General features: G+C 32.8%; 16 protein-coding genes and 1 tRNA gene. 9 read left to right on the top strand and 8 right to left on the bottom strand.

What is annotated here, in order from left to right:
- Positions 1 to 6 precede the first annotated feature (6 nt).
- Positions 7 to 2,820: an excinuclease ABC subunit UvrA gene (gene uvrA / locus E0Z07_RS14465; RefSeq protein ID WP_006265438.1), complete on the bottom strand. Its 2,814-nt coding sequence runs from the start codon at positions 2,818 to 2,820 to the stop codon at positions 7 to 9.
- Positions 2,821 to 3,547: 727 nt separating this feature from the next.
- Between uvrA and E0Z07_RS14460 the strand changes: the two genes are divergently transcribed.
- The gene (locus E0Z07_RS14460; protein WP_006260071.1) at positions 3,548 to 4,135 is read left to right on the top strand and encodes a sigma-70 family RNA polymerase sigma factor; all 588 of its coding nucleotides are present in this window, start codon (positions 3,548 to 3,550) and stop codon (positions 4,133 to 4,135) included.
- Positions 4,136 to 4,430: 295 nt separating this feature from the next.
- On the opposite strand, the gene E0Z07_RS14455 is transcribed toward E0Z07_RS14460, so the two are convergent.
- Complete coding sequence (locus tag E0Z07_RS14455) at positions 4,431 to 5,102, bottom strand: endonuclease III domain-containing protein (RefSeq protein ID WP_006260072.1); 672 nt, start codon at positions 5,100 to 5,102, stop codon at positions 4,431 to 4,433.
- A 273-nt stretch (positions 5,103 to 5,375) separates the two neighbouring features.
- Here E0Z07_RS14455 and tnpA point away from each other — a divergent pair, with 273 nt between their 5' ends.
- From tnpA to E0Z07_RS14425, 6 genes are all read left to right on the top strand, one after another.
- A complete protein-coding gene (gene tnpA / locus E0Z07_RS14450) occupies positions 5,376 to 5,789 on the top strand; it encodes an IS200/IS605 family transposase (RefSeq protein ID WP_006261444.1) in 414 nt (137 codons plus the stop codon).
- Positions 5,790 to 5,926: 137 nt separating this feature from the next.
- The gene (locus E0Z07_RS14445) at positions 5,927 to 7,327 is read left to right on the top strand and encodes a serine hydrolase (protein WP_059050877.1); all 1,401 of its coding nucleotides are present in this window, start codon (positions 5,927 to 5,929) and stop codon (positions 7,325 to 7,327) included.
- Positions 7,328 to 7,541: 214 nt separating this feature from the next.
- A tRNA-Ser gene (locus E0Z07_RS14440) sits at positions 7,542 to 7,626 on the top strand.
- Positions 7,627 to 7,841: 215 nt separating this feature from the next.
- Positions 7,842 to 8,399: a hypothetical protein gene (locus E0Z07_RS14435; protein WP_038987123.1), complete on the top strand. Its 558-nt coding sequence runs from the start codon at positions 7,842 to 7,844 to the stop codon at positions 8,397 to 8,399.
- 112 nt (positions 8,400 to 8,511) lie between these two features.
- Entirely contained in the window at positions 8,512 to 8,787 is a 276-nt protein-coding gene (locus E0Z07_RS14430; protein ID WP_038987122.1) for a hypothetical protein, read from the top strand.
- Positions 8,788 to 9,048: 261 nt separating this feature from the next.
- Positions 9,049 to 9,672: a GIY-YIG nuclease family protein gene (locus E0Z07_RS14425; RefSeq protein ID WP_038987121.1), complete on the top strand. Its 624-nt coding sequence runs from the start codon at positions 9,049 to 9,051 to the stop codon at positions 9,670 to 9,672.
- 117 nt (positions 9,673 to 9,789) lie between these two features.
- On the opposite strand, the gene E0Z07_RS14420 is transcribed toward E0Z07_RS14425, so the two are convergent.
- A complete protein-coding gene (locus E0Z07_RS14420; RefSeq protein ID WP_131540871.1) occupies positions 9,790 to 10,233 on the bottom strand; it encodes a hypothetical protein in 444 nt (147 codons plus the stop codon).
- A 243-nt stretch (positions 10,234 to 10,476) separates the two neighbouring features.
- On the opposite strand from E0Z07_RS14420, the gene istA reads away from it, so the two are divergent.
- Together istA and istB are read left to right on the top strand one after the other, a co-directional pair.
- The gene (gene istA / locus E0Z07_RS14415) at positions 10,477 to 12,036 is read left to right on the top strand and encodes an IS21 family transposase (RefSeq protein WP_233445958.1); all 1,560 of its coding nucleotides are present in this window, start codon (positions 10,477 to 10,479) and stop codon (positions 12,034 to 12,036) included.
- Positions 12,037 to 12,058: 22 nt separating this feature from the next.
- Positions 12,059 to 12,787: an IS21-like element helper ATPase IstB gene (istB, locus tag E0Z07_RS14410; protein WP_006260682.1), complete on the top strand. Its 729-nt coding sequence runs from the start codon at positions 12,059 to 12,061 to the stop codon at positions 12,785 to 12,787.
- 34 nt (positions 12,788 to 12,821) lie between these two features.
- On the opposite strand, the gene E0Z07_RS18400 is transcribed toward istB, so the two are convergent.
- From E0Z07_RS18400 to E0Z07_RS14390, 5 genes are all read right to left on the bottom strand, one after another.
- Entirely contained in the window at positions 12,822 to 12,953 is a 132-nt protein-coding gene (locus E0Z07_RS18400; RefSeq protein ID WP_262711022.1) for a hypothetical protein, read from the bottom strand.
- Positions 12,954 to 12,956: 3 nt separating this feature from the next.
- Positions 12,957 to 13,871: a relaxase/mobilization nuclease domain-containing protein gene (locus E0Z07_RS14405; protein ID WP_038987119.1), complete on the bottom strand. Its 915-nt coding sequence runs from the start codon at positions 13,869 to 13,871 to the stop codon at positions 12,957 to 12,959.
- A gap of 2 nt (positions 13,872 to 13,873) precedes the next feature.
- Positions 13,874 to 14,074 (bottom strand): hypothetical protein, encoded by a 201-nt coding sequence (locus E0Z07_RS18415; protein WP_430623942.1) that lies wholly within the window; start codon positions 14,072 to 14,074, stop codon positions 13,874 to 13,876.
- 275 nt (positions 14,075 to 14,349) lie between these two features.
- Complete coding sequence (locus tag E0Z07_RS14395) at positions 14,350 to 15,237, bottom strand: CHC2 zinc finger domain-containing protein (RefSeq protein WP_038987117.1); 888 nt, start codon at positions 15,235 to 15,237, stop codon at positions 14,350 to 14,352.
- A 216-nt stretch (positions 15,238 to 15,453) separates the two neighbouring features.
- Positions 15,454 to 16,686 (bottom strand): primase-helicase family protein, encoded by a 1,233-nt coding sequence (locus tag E0Z07_RS14390; protein WP_038987116.1) that lies wholly within the window; start codon positions 16,684 to 16,686, stop codon positions 15,454 to 15,456.
- Positions 16,687 to 16,690: the final 4 nt, after the last annotated feature.

The raw sequence follows: 16,690 nt of genomic DNA, 5'->3' as shown, positions 1-16,690 counted from the left end.
AATGGATTACTTAAGTTTTTCTTTTAGGTACTTTCCTGTTAGTGAAGCTTTGTTTTTTACAATTTCTTCAGGTGTTCCAAAAGCAACTAATTGCCCTCCATTTTCTCCTCCTTCAGGCCCGATATCTATGATGTAATCAGCACATTTGATTAAATCAAGGTTGTGCTCAATCACAATAATAGAATGCCCTTTTTCAATTAAAGCTTCAAATGACTTTAGTAACTTTTGAATATCGTGGAAGTGCAATCCTGTTGTAGGCTCATCAAAAACAAATAATACCTTATCTCTAGTTGTACCAGCTAATAAGAAAGAAGCAAGCTTGATTCGCTGTGCTTCTCCACCTGATAGAGTAGAAGAAGATTGTCCTAACTGCACATAGCCTAGTCCTACATCGTGTAGAGGTTGTAGTTTTTGTGCTATCTTAGTTTGCTTATGTTGATCGAAGAACATTAAGGCATCATCTATCGTCATGGTCAGTAAGTCATCGATATTCTTCCCTTCAAAATTAACTTCCAGTATTTCTTTTTTAAAGCGCTTGCCATGACAAGTTTCACATTCTAAGTGAACGTCTGCCATAAACTGCATCTCTACTGTTACAGTTCCTTCTCCTTTACAAGTTTCACATCGACCACCATCTACGTTAAACGAGAAATGCTTAGGTTGATAACCTCTTAGCTTTGATAACTGTTGTTTAGAGTATAAATCTCTAATATCATCGTAGGCTTTGATATAGGTCACAGGGTTAGATCTAGAACTTCTTCCGATCGGATTCTGATCTACATATTCTATTGATTTAATACCACCAAATTCCCCTTTCATCTCTGTAAACTGACCAGGTTTATCACTAAGTCCTGTTAGTTTTTTCTGTAGTGCAGGGAATAATATTTTTTTGACTAAGGTACTCTTACCACTACCAGATACTCCTGTGATCACTGTTAGACAGTCTAGTGGAAATGTAACGTCTATATTTTTTAGATTGTTTTCTCTAGCGCCTACTATTTCGATAAAGTGTTTGTACCCTCTGCGTTTTTTAGGAACAGCTATTTCAAGAGCACCACTAAGGTATTTCCCTGTTAGAGAGTTTGCTTTTAAAATAGTATTGTAATCTCCTTGAGCTACCAGTTGTCCTCCATAGCTACCAGCCTCAGGACCGATGTCTATAATCTGATCAGCTGATTTCATGATGTCTTCATCGTGTTCTACCACGATAACTGTATTCCCTAGTTGTTTTAGGTTATTCAGTACATCGATTAACTTTTCTGTATCCTTAGGGTGTAATCCTATACTTGGTTCGTCTAAGATATACATTGACCCCACTAAACTACTTCCTAATGAAGTGGCTAAGTTAATACGCTGAGATTCTCCTCCAGATAGCGTAGCAGAATTTCTATTTAATGTTAGGTAGTCAAGCCCTACATTACTTAGAAAGCCAAGTCTGTTATTGATCTCGATTAATAAGCGTTGTGCTACTTTGGCTTCGTATTCATTTAGTTTTAAATCTTTAAAGAAGGTAATCAAATGCTTGATAGGTAAGTCTACCAGCTCGCTTACTGTTCTGTTACCTACTTTTACATAGCTCGCTTCTTTGCGCAGTCTTTTTCCTTTACATGTAGGACATTTTGTTTTTCCTCTATAACGAGATAAAAGGACGCGATTCTGGATTTTATAGTTTTTTTCTTCTAATTCTTTAAAGAAGTCATTTAGTCCTGTAAAGAACGAGTTTCCTTCCCATACCAATGCTTTTTGCTCTTCTGTTAGCTCAAAGTAAGGTTTGTGAATAGGGAAGTCAAATTTATAAGCATTGTTAACCAGTTGATCTCTATACCAGCTCATCGACTCTCCTCTCCAAGGGAAGACCGCATTCTCATATATAGAAAGCCCTGTATTAGGAATGACTAGTTCTTCGTCAATACCGATGATATTACCATATCCATCACAGGATGGACAAGCTCCATAAGGATTGTTAAAACTAAATAAGTGTACATTAGGTTCAAGAAAAACTTCCCCATCTAAGGCAAAGTTGTTGCTGAATTCTTTGCGTTTTTTATCTTTAAGATCCTCTATATAGCAGTATCCTTTTCCTTCGAAGAAAGCTGTTTCTACAGAGTCTCCTAGGCGGTTAAAGAAATCTTCATCATCACTGACTACGATACGGTCTACAACTAGATAAACCTGAGTGGCATCTACTTGATTAACGATATCTTCTGTATTGTCATTTATATATTGATCTAAACGCAAAGTCTCTCCATGCACTAATATTCTAGCATATCCCTGCTGAAGAAGGACATTAAGGTGCTCATAAAGCTCTCTGTCTTCTCCTAAATCAATAGGGGCTAGCAATAATAATTTGGCTCCAATAGCTAAGCTCTTAACATAGTCTAATACATCACTTACAGTATCCTTCTTTACTTCCTCTCCTGAGATAGGCGAGAAGGTCTTTCCGATACGTGCGTACAGTAATTTGATGTAATCATATACCTCAGTAGAGGTACCTACTGTAGAACGAGCATTGCTAGTGTTTACTTTTTGTTCAATCGCAATCGCAGGAGCAATTCCTTTTATGTATTCTACTTTAGGTTTGTTAATACGTCCTAAGAATTGTCTAGCATAAGAAGATAAGCTCTCTACATAACGTCTTTGTCCTTCTGCATATAAGGTGTCAAAAGCTAAACTGGACTTACCAGAACCAGACAATCCTGTTATAACAACAAGATTATTACGAGGGATGACAACGTCTAAATCTTTTAGATTGTGTAGCTGAGCGCCCTTGATGATAATATTCTTTTTTGGATCTATATTGGAGAAATCTATTTTTTTCATGTAGCCTATAAAGGTTTAATAAACAAAGATAATGCTTTCTTTAATTCCACTAAAACTCTGCAAGGTATAATCTTGTGCAAAATGCTGAATCTGCTATAATATTTCGCATTATCACCTTGTATAAAGAGTAGGATGGAAGAACGATATGAGGTTTAAATATAGAAAGAACTAGAAAGTGGATGTAATAGAAAGTCAAAAAGTGGAGTAAATAGGAGTAATTGGGGGTAGAAGGGAGTAGTTGTTTTAAAGAGAAAGCTAGTGTTGATCTAGGCTGTATCTTGATTGGACGCTGTGGTTATCCTATTTTGTTTTCGAGTTGTTCCCAAAAAGTCGCTTCTAGGGTATCTCTTGGGAACACGATACAAACGAGATTAAGAGCTGACAGGAATAAGGATGAAATACCACATGGGAGCAAAAGGGAGACCGTATTATAAAAATGTAAAGGTTCGGTACATAAATATAATTGTGTTTTCTACATCTATTCCAGCCTAATATTGTGATTATTTCATTTAGATAAATTTAAGAGATGTGAATTTTATTGTTTTCCGGCTAAATGATGAGATATGATAACGTTTGTTGATTGAGGTTCTAAAAAAAACTTTTATTTTTTATTTATTTTAACAAATATAATTTTATATATTTGTCTCGTTAAACGATAAAAATCAAAGCCTATAATACAAAATTACTTTATAAAAATCTATTTACAGTTTTAAAAAAGAAATTTGGTATGGTATATATAAATATGCCTGATGCAACCCTTGTAACATTATATATTGCAGGTGGTGAAGAGGCGTTAGAGGTTTTGATCAAAAGACACCAGTCTAAGATCTATGGTTTTATCTTTTCTAAAGTATCAGATGCTGAGTTAGCAAATGACATTTTCCAAGATACATTCATAAAAGTAATTAATACCCTTAAATCGGGTCGATATAATGAAGAAGGTAAGTTTCTACCTTGGGTTATCCGTATTGCTCATAATTTAGTAATGGATCATTACCGAAGAGAGAAGCGTGTACAGTTTCAATATGATTCTGAGGAATTGCCTATCTTTTCATTTCTAAAAGATGATTCTAATACAGTAGAAGGAGATATCATCCAACAACAGATAGAGTCAGATCTACATTTATTGTTAAAAGAATTACCAGAAGATCAACGTCAAGTGATCACGATGCGTATGTATCAAGACTTGAGCTTCAAGGAGATAGCAGAGTTGACAGATGTAAGTATTAATACTGCTCTGGGAAGAATGCGATATGCACTGCTTAATTTAAGAAAATTAATTGACGAAAAAAATATTATTTTGACAGAGATATAATATGTAAAGCGTTTTGTCGTTATTATTGTATAAACAACAAAACGCGCCACATATGAAGAAAAATTACACAACGAAAACTAGTTCATTTAGTTTACCCAAAGAAGAAACCATTAAATTCCTTTTGAGTTACTCTAAAGGATTGAGCCTAGTTAGGCTAAACGGGTTAATCAATAATCTATCGCTTTACTCGAAAGAGAATTAAAAAAAAGAGGTTAAGTCATTATACTTAACCTCTTTTTTTGCTTTTTGATACCTCTCTATACTATCTTACACTGATGTGCTAGGATAAGAAGTGTTATTTCTTTTCTTTTTTTTCTTTCTTTTTATAGTATTCATTGATAACCGTTTTTCTACCTATCACACTCGTTATAATATCTAGTTCTAGATTCCAGCCACGTGCAGGAGAGTATTGTCTTCCATACCATACGAGTTGTAAATGAAGTAGATTCCATTTGTCCTCTGGAAATAAACGTTTAGCATCTCTTTCTGTTTGTTCTACACTTTTTCCATTAGAGAAATTCCAACGATACATTAATCTATGAATATGGGTATCTACTGGAAAAGCAGGTACTCCAAATGCCTGAGACATGACAACACTAGCCGTCTTATGACCGACAGCAGGCAATTCTTCTAATGCAGCCATATCTTGAGGAACTTCTCCATTATACTTATCAATTAAGATATGTGATAGTCCATAAATACCTTTAGACTTCATAGGAGATAATCCACAAGGCCTGATGATATCTTGTATTTCTTCTACCGTCATTTTGACCATATCATACGGATTATCAGCCTTAGCAAATAGTAGAGGAGTAATCTTATTTACGCGTTCGTCTGTACACTGTGCTGATAGAAGTACAGCGATCAGTAGAGTATATGGGTCTTTATGATCTAATGGAATAGGAACTTCTGGATAAAGAGCGTCTAAGGTCTCCATAGCGAATTTTACTTTTTCACTTTTGGTCATAGTCTTTCTGTTTTTATTTAGGGCGAATATACTTAAAAAAAAGATAGGCTATTTTCTATTCAGATAGAGTTTCTTTATCTGAGAATAGGTAATTAGGGGTATTGTATTTTTTGAAGGAGGGCTGTGATTTGATGCTTTATATTGAGGTTGTTATCTTATACTTAAAAGAAGTAAGAAATTCTTTATTTAAGTATAGAAAACCACCGCCTTTGGCGGTGGTGATGTTTTATAGGCTATGCCTTTTATAGGTTTGTACTATAAAACATTTAAACAGTGAGTAAATATAGAAAATTAACGCATGTATATTACAAATGTGATTATCACATAGTTTTTACACCCAAGTATCGCTTCCAAATTTTGGAAGGAATGGTAAAAAGTTTGATAGAATATGATATTCAATTGATTAGTAGTTGGAAAGGTGTTCAAATACAAGAAATGAATATTCAGAAAGATCATATTCATTTAGTATGTTCGATTCCCCCCAAAGTATCTATCAGTGAATTTATGGGAATTCTTAAAGGTAAACTAGCTATAAAACTCTTCAAAACATATCCAACATTAAAACAGAAGCCATATTGGGGTAATCATTTTTGGTCTCGTGGATATTTTGTTAGTACAGTAGGATTGGACGAAGATATGATAAAACGATATGTCAAGTATCAAGAACATAACGATAATCAATCGTAATGCCCCTTTGGGGCTAATCTGAAAAACAAAGCCACCATTTTTAATGGTGGTTTTTTACTTTTCTTTTATTCTTGTTAAAGGGAGATATTTATCGGATAATAACTGATATATTTATCCTTGCAAAATAAAATTAAGAAATGAAGAGATTAAGTATTTCCATAGCGATGTGTTTATTGATGAGTTTTGGTTCTTTCGCTCAAGAGAAAGAGTTTAAACCCTTAATAGATACTTTTGTAAAGGATTACAACACCAATGATTACGATGATATTTACAGTCACTTCGCACCATCTTTAAAAGAAGAGTTGCCTAGTGCTAAGGCTAAGTTATTCTTTGTAGAGATGAAAGAGAAACTTGGTAATATTATGAGTATGGAGTTCTACGGCTTAGACAATAATCAATTAGCGTTGTTTAAAACTGAGTTTGAGAATAATGAAGTTGCTTTACTTAATCTAGCGATGAATGATACTGGGGAGGTAGTAGGATTTAGATTATTAGACATGCCTAAGCCTGTAGATGATTCATTCAAGAAGTTTAGTGTAGAAGAAATTATCGCAAACGAAACGGTTAACCTACCTGATAAAGGACAGTATGCTATTGCTATTATTGATGATGATAAGGTAGAATATCACGGCTTTAAGAAAGTAGGGGATGGAGTGAAAGTAGAGAACAATACAGATAGTAAGTTTTCTATGGCTAATGTAATGACGATATTTACTTCTACTGTATTAGCGGATGCTGTACTAGAGCAAGGTGTGGATATGACTACGGATATAAATAAGTATTATGATTTTAGCTTTAACAAGAATATTAAGCTTCCCTTCATTGCTTTAGCTAATCATTCTTCGTTAGTACCTATGCTACCTGAGATAAAGTCTAATGATCCAAAGGTAGAAGATGATTATTTGACTAATCTGACGAGTGCACAGCTAGAAGACTATTTGCAACATAATCTAGAGACAGATACGATAAGCCCAGATAAGAGACAGAGTTTTTCTTTCTTAGGATATGCTATACTAGGTAATACCTTGAGTAAGGTGTATAACAAGCCCTTTCATCAATTAATCGAAGAGAAAATATTCGCAAGATATGGTATGCATAACTCTACTGTATACATGCCTAAAAAGAAGCGTGAGGTAGTAAAAGGGATTAATGTCAATCTAAAGGAAGTATATCCAGTCAAAGTAGGTGCTTTATTACCATCTAGTGGGGGGATCTCTACAGCTGCAGATTTGACGAAGTTCATTCAAGCGCAATTTAATAGTGAAGATAAGGTACTACAGCTAACACAGAAGCCTACTCTTATTGTAAGTCCTAATTACTGGGTTAGTTTAGGATGGAAGATAGGGTATCCTTTTGGTTCTGGAGAGCCTCTTTACTTCACAAGAGGTATAGATGCTGGATATTCTAACTATGTGGCTTTTGACCCAGTAAGAAAGAAAGGTCTAATCGTTCTTTCTAATAGCTCTTCTGAAGGAGCTCTTAATGGATTAGATTCTTTAAGTTATAAATTAGTCGTTAAGCTTTTTGAAGATAAATAATACTAAAACTCCTTATTAGGAGTTTTTTTTGTTTTTAGAAGACAACGAATCGGTTAGGGGAGTATAAGTCTGATACTTAGTTTTTTATTCTACAGCTATGCTATGAAGTAGGAGCTTCACTGAAAAAACTTTCAATTATTTTATCTCGAAAGTTTGGAGGTTTGGATATTTGTGTTATATTTGCACTCGCAATACGGAAGTAATGCAGACCACTGGAGAAATGGCAGAGTGGTCGAATGCGGCGGTCTTGAAAACCGTTGACTGTAACAGGTCCGGGGGTTCGAATCCCTCTTTCTCCGCAATTCACCTTGAATGTCAGGTGATTACAAGAATAACACCCAATTTTACACCCAAAAATGTAAAGTTGGGTTTTTTTATTGAGCTTATTTAAGTAATTTAGACTTAAATTTGTTAAATGCTCATATAGTTGTTTTTAAAGAAGACTTTAGGATTAATCCAGACTTTATTTCCTTTGTTTAGGAAAAACAATTTATATTACTTACAATCAAACTTCATGAAAAGAATCATTTTATTAGTAATCATGTTATTACCCCTATTTGTTTTTAGTCAAAATAAAGAGGTTGATAAGAGAAACGGTTTTAAAGAAATTAAACTAGGAGAGCCTATAGAATCGTTTGGAAATCTAAAAGTTCTTCCTCAGAGTGATGATACTAAAATTGTAGGTATTTGGAATACCTCAGAAAACAATTTAAATTTTATATTCAGTTATAAAATAGATTTTTTCGAATTAACTTTTGATAAAGAGAGTAGAAAACTAATCATGCTTGATGCGAATATCATTATTCAGAAACCATACATAGATAAATATGTAACCAATATATGGGAATCAATCAATGATAAGTTAATTGTTAGTCTTGGTTTACCAAGTAAAGTCAGAAATAATCCAGTTTTTAGTTTAGAATGGTACGGTAAAAGCACAATTATAACAACAAGACTTATTCCTGATGAAATGAAACTTGATGATAATGCCAATACTATAGGATTAACACGAATAATTTTCACAGTGTTAAATCCTGAAGCGATTCAAGAAAAATTAAAGCAAGGATTCTAATCTACCATTTAAATACACAATATAAATGTCAATTTTAGGTTATCTTCAAAAATAGATAACAGTGAGTCAATTTAGCTTTTCTTCAACTTTAACATTTAAAATAACCGAAAATATGAAAGAACAAATAGCGGGAATAATTAGTTTATTAGGAGGTATAGGTTTAGTATTATCTACGTTAATCGTAATAGCTAATGAAAAAATCGATGACAACTTAGATTTTCTAATATTGATACTAATGCTGATTACAGGAATTTCAATTATTATGTATGTAATCTGGACAAAGTTTGGTAAAAAAGAATTTTCAGAGCTTAACAAATTGGAGTATGAAAACCAACTTTTAAAAAAACAAATTGAACAAAAGGAACTAAAGAAAAAGCTAGGAGAGTAAATAATGTTGTATTTTATAAAGAATCAACTAAAAACAAAGACTATCATCATAAATCATTGATATTTTGGAAATAACATTAAAGTTTTATCTAAATGCCAAATTTTAATAAGCGTTGCTAATATAAAAAAGTATATAGTTGACACTTATTTTTAATTTATAAGAGACTACGTGAAGTTTTTCAAATTGTAATAGAACAACAATACAAAAAACGTTCTACTTAATTAAAGAAGATAATTTGTTAGGAAAATTGTAACTACAATCATGAATCAATTAACATTTGAACAATTAGCATTTTTTAAAGAACAAAAAATTGAATTGAAATATGTTTTTAATGCATATGGCTTAAAGAAGGAAGAATATAAAGAAATCATGAAAGATTTAAACAAGATTATTGCATTTAATGTTACACCTTGTAAAGCCCATGGACATACATTAAGAACAAGAAGTGGACATTGTTGTCAATGTGATACTTCAAAAATTGCATTTCAATTAAGAGCCAATGCAAGAGGTGTTACATATCTTGCAGGTTCATTAGCTGGAGAACTGATAAAAATCGGTTATACAAAAGCTGTTGAAATAAGATCAAAATCGCTTAATCGAACTAAATATGCAAATTACTCTGATTGGGAAATTTTATTTGCAGTAGAAAGTAAATTCGCTGGAAAAATAGAAAACCTTGTAAATACTGAGCTTAATAAATATTTCATATCAAACAGTTATGAACACGATAGTCATAGTCAACAAACGTATGAAACTTTTAAATGTTCTTACGAAAAAGGTAAACAAATGATTTTAGAAATCTGCAAAAAAAATAATTTGGATTTTAAAATTGTAAAAGACAAACAAACGCGTAATTATAACTTTAAAAATCTAGTAAAAAGATAATTGAACAACAATATTTTGTAACTACTGCATACTTCCTTTTTTGGAAGGAAATATAAATTACAAACTTTTCTCAATATTTTAATAAATTATTAAAAAACTCAAAAACAATTTTAAATATTATTTCTTTTTATTCCATTCATTAAAAGATTTAGCTACCTTAGGATTTTCTATAAAAAACTGATTTACATTTTCTAGTTGATTTATTAATTGCTCCTTTTCGTTTTCTAAACGCTCATATTGGGATTTATCAATGGTATTCTTCACGGCTACATACATTGATAAGCCTGTTATAAAAAGTAGAAAAATGTTCAGCACTATCAAGTACAACAACCTTTTAGTACTAACAGCCTTATGAACTTTCAAAAGTTCTTCATTGTTTTTTGTTATCTCTCGATGAAATTGCTCGAATTCATTCCGTAATCGTTGCTGTTGTTCTTTTTCTATTTGTCGAAGTTCAGCAACATTTACTGTTACTTTGATATTGCTCAATTCTTTGATGGTATCTAAATGAGTTTTTTCACTTTGTTTAATTGTTTGCTCTAATTGGATATTCCATTCCATACTGCACCACGATTCCATTAAAGTGCACCATTAATTCCGGTAAAGTATACCACTTATTCCGGTAAAGTATACCACTTATTCCGGTAAAGCGCATCAGTAAAGTTAATTTTTTTAGCAGTAAAAAAACTGACATTCCGACATACAGTGCACCACTTATTCCGATTCAAAGTACACCACTGAAGAGTATAAACTATTAATTAAGCTAATTTAGAATATGTTTTTAACCCTAACATTCTTCTAAATATGGCTAATAAAACTCTTCCTATGCACAAAATAAAGCAAGTACTGTTATTTTTAGACAGAGGCATTTCTCAAAGAAATATAGCCCTGCAAACAGGTATAAATCGTCGAACTATAGCATCTTATTTAGATCTAGCACAGCAAACTAAATATTCATTAGCAGAGCTAATAGCTATGGAAGATAGTGATTTAGCTCAATGTTTAGTTTTAATAGAAAAAGACTCCATTTTAGATAATCAGCGTAGAGTTCATTTAGAATCTCTGTATCCTTATTTTTTGATAGAATTAAAAAAAATAGGTGTTACTAAATATTTGTTATGGCAAGAATATATTCTAGAAAATCCTGAAGGCTTTAAATACTCTCGTTTTTGTGAAATTCTGAGTGAATTTTCAAAGGTAAAAGGAGCTACATTAAGCATTAACCATGAGCCAGGGGAATTAATTGAAGTAGATTTTGCGGGAGACAAACTAACTTATATAGATAGATCTACTGGAGAAATAATATCTTGTCCTGTACTAGTAATGATACTGCCATTTAGTGGATTAGCCTATGTAGAAGCTCTTGTAGATGCAACTGTACCACAGATAATAAAAGCCTTAAATAATGGACTTGCTAGCTTCGGAGGTACTTCAAAATCCATTATATCTGATAATATGAAACAGTGGGTTAAGAAGGGAAATCGCTATGAGCCAGAGTTTAATGAAACACTCGTACAATGGGCTAATCACAACAACATAAACTTATTAGCTGCAAGAGCCTATCAACCAAAAGATAAGGCTTCGGTGGAGAATATGGTTAAAATCACCTACAGACGGGTTTATGCTAAACTCAGAAATGAAGAGTTCTATTCTTTAAAATCGTTGAATAAGAGTATACTTGAAAAACTGAAATCCCATCATGCACTAAATTTTCAAAAGAAAACTTTTAGCCGTCAAGAATTATTTGAAACACAAGAAAAACAAACTTTACAAGCACTACCATTAACTCCTTATGTGTCTAAAAACTATACTCAAGCGAAAGTTCAAAAAAATTATCATGTAGTACTGGGAGAAGATTGGCATTACTATAGTGTTCCATATCGCTATATAGGCAAACAAGTGCGAATCATCTACTGTACAGACTATGTTGAAATCTATTTTGGCAATGAACGAATTGCAGCACATATAAGAAATTATTCAAAGAACCACTTTACTACAGAGCTTTCCCATCGCCCAAATAATCATCAAGCGTTCTTAGAAAGCCAGACTTGGGATGCGAATCACTATTTAAAAGTAGCTTCTGAATATGGTTCAAATACAGCATTGTATTTTCAAAAAGTTTTAGATAGCAAACCTAATGTTGATCATACTTATCAAATCTGTTTAGGTATCCTACGTTTAGCTAAATCTCATCCACAACGTATTGAAAAAGCTTGCACAAGAGCTCTAAAAGGAGCACGCTTCAATTATAGCGTATTAAAAAATATCCTTGATAATAACATGGATATGAGAGAAGACCCTGAAATAGAGTTTAAGAAAATACCTGAACACGAAAACCTACGTGGAGCAGACGCATATAAATAAAATCTTTTAAATATATAATATTATGAACACAGACAAAACAGTAGAACAACTGAAAAATCTACGACTTACAGCTATGGCTAATCGTTACCAAGTGGCTTGTCAACTACCGGTTCACGAGCAACAAAACATTCATGAACTATTAGCTAATATGGCACAGGCTGAAATAGAATATAGGGAAGAAACTAAAACCAAGAGGCTTTTAAAGGCAAGTAAGTTGCGTTATAATGCTTTACCTGAACAGATCATATGCAATGAGGAACGTGGGCTGACAAGAGAACAAATTTTAAGACTTTCTGATACTCTTTTTTTAGAAAAAGCTGAAAACATACTCATTACTGGGGCTACTGGATGTGGTAAAAGCTTCCTTGCTTGTGCTATCGGTAGGTCAGCTTGTATGTTAGGTTATAGAACAGTTTATTTTAGTATGAGTAAGTTCATTGAAAACTTAGCACAGACAAGATTAGACGGGACTTATCTTAAATGGATAAAATTCATCTCTAATCAACACGTATTAATACTAGATGATTTTGGACTCAAACCTTTGACCCCTGATGCTAGATTGACACTATTGGATATACTCGAGGATCGATATGGTAAGAGCTGCACAATTATCACCTCTCAACTGCCAATAGAGAGTTGGTATAACTTTATTGATGAGCCAACTTTAGCAGACGCAATACTTGACAGATTGACAGCTTCTGCACATCGATTAACTTTAAAAGGAAAATCTCTAAGAACAAGAAAAAATTAGTAAATTTGATAATATCAGTGAAGTACAGAATTTTTTATAAGAGGTAGTCTAACTGGTGTACTTTGTCGGAATGGTGGTGCACTTTCATCGGAATATACACTAATTGTATGACTTGTTGAAGTAATATTTCAGTCATATCTGTTAGCTTAGGTTGATTCTTAGCCATAATTTATCTTTTTAATATTCTTCGTTTTCGTTTTTTCTTTTCATCATCTTCATCGTTACCATCAAACTGTAAAGCAGATAACATACTAAATAAAACAGATGTATCTGTTTTCCAATTTTGCATTTGTATTTCGGATGATTTTTGATTTGTTAATGATTTGTTTACTTCATCCGAAGGCTCTGTACTTGCTGTGTTTTTAAACAAGTCATTGAGCTTCATATTTCGGTCAACTTCACTTGCTTTTAGGTTTGTATTAGTTGGTAAATGAATAAATCGATATCCTTGAATATTCCCTTGTTTGTTTACACTTGGTTTAACCTCAATCTCTTTTTCCAACATTAAGTAAATGTACTCTTGTAAACCTTTTGGTTTCTGCCTTAAAACTTCCCTGTGACCTGATTTAATAGCGTTTTTAGCAATTAAATTAGTATTGTTAGCTCTTTGCTTCTTGTTCTCATTTTCTTGCCTTATAGAAGTCCAATCGTATTTAAGTGCTATTTCATGAGCTACCCTTTGAGCTTCAAACCCAATGTAATTATCCTTTAAAGCCTTACCATTTTCATCTATGCGATTGGCGATGATGTGAATATGTTTATGCTCTTTTTCTGTATGAACAAAAGCAATGTATTGAGCTTTGGTAGGATCGATTTGTAAACCAAGTAAAAATTCAAATGCTAATATCCTTAAATCCCTATCACTCATCTTTTGACTATCTGTAATGGTTGGAGATATAACAGCCGATATTGTGTTGTTTTTACATCTACTGTTTTGGTTTTGCAATATCTGCATCGTTTGAAACATATCTTTCGGAGTTTCCCCCGAAAGATTATTTCTCAATAGTTCATATCCTTTTCTGGAATCTATCACGTAATTGAATAACGCAGTGCCACCAACACAAGATTTTGCTTTAGCTATCATAATTACAATAGTTTTTGTAAGTGAGTTCGAATTAGATTAGCTGTTTCAATAGTGTGCTGTTTAACTCCTGTTGTATCGCCAAGTTTAAAAAGGTTGCTTATTCGTCTAAAATTATCAGCGTATTTGTTCAAAAGTTTGTAAACTTCTACCTCGTCAGGAGTTAATTTATAAGCTAAAGAATAGTTAAGTGCGGTGTTTCGGATGTATTCTGAAACGCTACAACCTACTTTTTTCTGCTTTGTTTTTTATGATTAGAGCTTCTGTAAGGGTAACTCTAAATTCTATCTTCTTTGTTTTTTTCATCGTCTTACATATTTTGCGACCTTCGGGAGAAAAACGAATGGTCTTTGGCTGTCAAATTTCCAATTTGTAAGGACAAAGACACATCTCGATAATTAGGACGTCAAATCACAGTGCAAAATCCACAGGTCGAATCAACTTTGCAAGAGTCCGCAAGTCAAATAACATCCTGTAATTCTCACACCGAATTATCTGGGTTAATAGTTAATAAATAATCATTCAAGTCTTTATACTCTTGATAGACTACTCGTTTGTCAACGGTAATATTTCGGTAAGTATCAAATACTTTTTCAGTAGCTAAATCACCTGCTTTGTCATTGTCAAAAAGACAAATAATCGATTCATATTTAATTTTATCAGACTTATACAGATAAGAGTTGGACTCTATTAGCAATGTGTTATTTAGGGTTGTAACCGAATTGAGTATGATATAATCAAATTGGTATTCTGTATTTGGATAAAGAGTCAGAAAGCTTATAAAATCACTCCACGATTCTAAGAGGATTACCTTCTTAGAATTATTACGGATATAAGAAACAGTTTTAGAACCTAAACACATTTTTACATACTTGTTTCGAAGTTCGTATCCATTCATATCATTTTTAAAACCAATAGCGTAATACGATTTATCATTCAGCGTATAGTGTATCTGTTTACAATACTTCTTAACCGTTTTAAAACACAGTTTTCTACTTTTGACATATTGTATAAGGTGTGTATTAGTTACCTCTGTAATTGATGTTATTTCGTAATTCTTTTCACTTTGAGAAGTTGTGTTTAGAACAGTCGGCTGAACAAATGAAAAAACACTGTTATCTAAAATGTTCAAAGCAGATTTTAGATCACAATTATTATAACGCATCACAAAATCGAGTGTTGTTCCGCCAGTACCTTCTCCAAAATCATAATAGAGGTTCTTGGCTAAGTTGACTTTAAATGAAGGTGTTTTTTCCTGTCTAAAAGGACTGATATACCACCAACTCTCATTAGCTATTCTCTTTGGACTATAACCTAATTTTTCAAGTAGGTCAATTATTCTTATTTGTTTGGCTGTATCACAATTCATAGTTTTTGATTAAAGGATTAAAAATGTGTTTTATTTGATGCAGTGATGCATAAAACATGTATCTAGCTGAAATTCAATTAAATATTCTGCATCAGTCCTGCATCACTGCATCAAACTGATTTTGTTTTCTGCATCACTCTTGCATCAAATAAGGTCTTTTTATAGTTTGATGCAGAGTTTGATGCAAGTCAAACTATTGTTTGTCAGTTGTTTAATCTATTCTTGCATCAAAGCATCAAATGTTTTATAGAAAAAAGGTTTTCCTATGGTATAATACCGTCCTCTACGTTCTACTTTTACAAACTCTCCGTGAGATAAAAGTTCTATTCCCTGATAAGATTTTGTGTTATCCTCTGGAATGAAATTCCACTTTTTTAAAGTCTTTCTTATTTCACTTGCAGAGATAAAAAGCTTCGGGTTTATTTTTCGAAGTAAAAGCAGAATATCATTTGGAGCAATGCGAAGTACTTGCTCGTCTATCTTCTCGAAACAAAGGTGTATTAGCTCTATCATTGCTACTTCAACTTTGTTTTTACTAATTAGCTTTAACAGTGACTCTGTGAGTATCTGCTTAGGAGTAAACCACATGCGTGTTTTTTGCTTCGACTCTAAAGGTCTTAGAAGCAAAAACGCAATGAAATAGGGTATCTCCTTTTTGAGCTTATTTACAAAAAAGACATCTTCAGATTCAATGGGTTTAATCTTTCTAATCCAAAACCTGATTTCCTCTTCATCTATTTGAATAAAGTTGTCCTCGTTGTTTGAACACAAGATAAACTTGGCAAAGAACTCAATCTCTTGCCTATCTTTTCCCTTGGCTTCCACTTTATCCTTATCGGTAGTGGAGAGATATTTTAAGCGTTCTGTTATCTCCTTTCTATCAAAAAAAACTTCATCTATAGCAACAAGTAACATACTTGCCCAATCAGCATTAAATTGAGAGTTAAAGGAATCCCCTTTGATGTAGGTCATATTAAGCCCAAAGATTGTCTTAAGCCACTTTATAAAAGAACTCTTTCCTGTAGCTCTTTCTTTGCTGACCAAGCAAAGTATAGGCAAGGGCTGTGTTGGTTGTTCATATAACAACTTTAGGTAATCTAACCCATAGAGGTACTGTTCTCCAAAGATGTGCTTTACAAAATGTAAAGAGTTTGGAATGTTGTTCTCTAACTGCTGTAAACTCAGCTTATCTTCATTTGGCTTTATTGGAAGCTCGTGATAGGTATTGTAAAAGTTATCTACTAAGAGTTGATAGTTTAGATGATCTGGAATACAGCAAAATCCGTCTAATTTTAAAATGTTTTCCAAGTATGACTTTCCGTGATCTGATACGATAGTTTCACGGTTCCACCGAACTCTTACTTTAACCTTATCGCCTGATATTAATGGTTTTTCGATAATTTTAAAATAAGAAGTCCCTACTCGGATATAAGGTATATCTAAGGACATAATA

It is taken from the genome of Myroides odoratimimus, from assembly GCF_004337635.1.
Taxonomy (GTDB): Bacteria; Bacteroidota; Bacteroidia; order Flavobacteriales; family Flavobacteriaceae; genus Flavobacterium; species Flavobacterium odoratimimum.
This window is presented reverse-complemented; position numbering and strand designations above follow the sequence as displayed.

Excerpts from the sequence above, each read along its gene's own strand:
- E0Z07_RS14455 (WP_006260072.1), bottom strand. The coding sequence starts at position 5,102 with ATGACCAAAAGTGAAAAAGTAAAATTCGCTATGGAGACCTTAGACGCT.
- E0Z07_RS14460 (WP_006260071.1), top strand. The coding sequence starts at position 3,548 with ATGGTATATATAAATATGCCTGATGCAACCCTTGTAACATTATATATT.
- E0Z07_RS14405 (WP_038987119.1), bottom strand. The coding sequence starts at position 13,871 with ATGATAGCTAAAGCAAAATCTTGTGTTGGTGGCACTGCGTTATTCAAT.
- E0Z07_RS14430 (WP_038987122.1), top strand. The coding sequence starts at position 8,512 with ATGAAAGAACAAATAGCGGGAATAATTAGTTTATTAGGAGGTATAGGT.
- E0Z07_RS18400 (WP_262711022.1), bottom strand. The coding sequence starts at position 12,953 with ATGGCTAAGAATCAACCTAAGCTAACAGATATGACTGAAATATTACTT.
- istB (WP_006260682.1), top strand. The coding sequence starts at position 12,059 with ATGAACACAGACAAAACAGTAGAACAACTGAAAAATCTACGACTTACA.
- uvrA (WP_006265438.1), bottom strand. The coding sequence starts at position 2,820 with ATGAAAAAAATAGATTTCTCCAATATAGATCCAAAAAAGAATATTATC.
- E0Z07_RS14425 (WP_038987121.1), top strand. The coding sequence starts at position 9,049 with ATGAATCAATTAACATTTGAACAATTAGCATTTTTTAAAGAACAAAAA.
- E0Z07_RS14395 (WP_038987117.1), bottom strand. The coding sequence starts at position 15,237 with ATGAATTGTGATACAGCCAAACAAATAAGAATAATTGACCTACTTGAA.
- E0Z07_RS14435 (WP_038987123.1), top strand. The coding sequence starts at position 7,842 with ATGAAAAGAATCATTTTATTAGTAATCATGTTATTACCCCTATTTGTT.
- E0Z07_RS14420 (WP_131540871.1), bottom strand. The coding sequence starts at position 10,233 with ATGGAATGGAATATCCAATTAGAGCAAACAATTAAACAAAGTGAAAAA.
- E0Z07_RS14445 (WP_059050877.1), top strand. The coding sequence starts at position 5,927 with ATGAAGAGATTAAGTATTTCCATAGCGATGTGTTTATTGATGAGTTTT.
- istA (WP_233445958.1), top strand. The coding sequence starts at position 10,477 with ATGGCTAATAAAACTCTTCCTATGCACAAAATAAAGCAAGTACTGTTA.
- E0Z07_RS14390 (WP_038987116.1), bottom strand. The coding sequence starts at position 16,686 with ATGTCCTTAGATATACCTTATATCCGAGTAGGGACTTCTTATTTTAAA.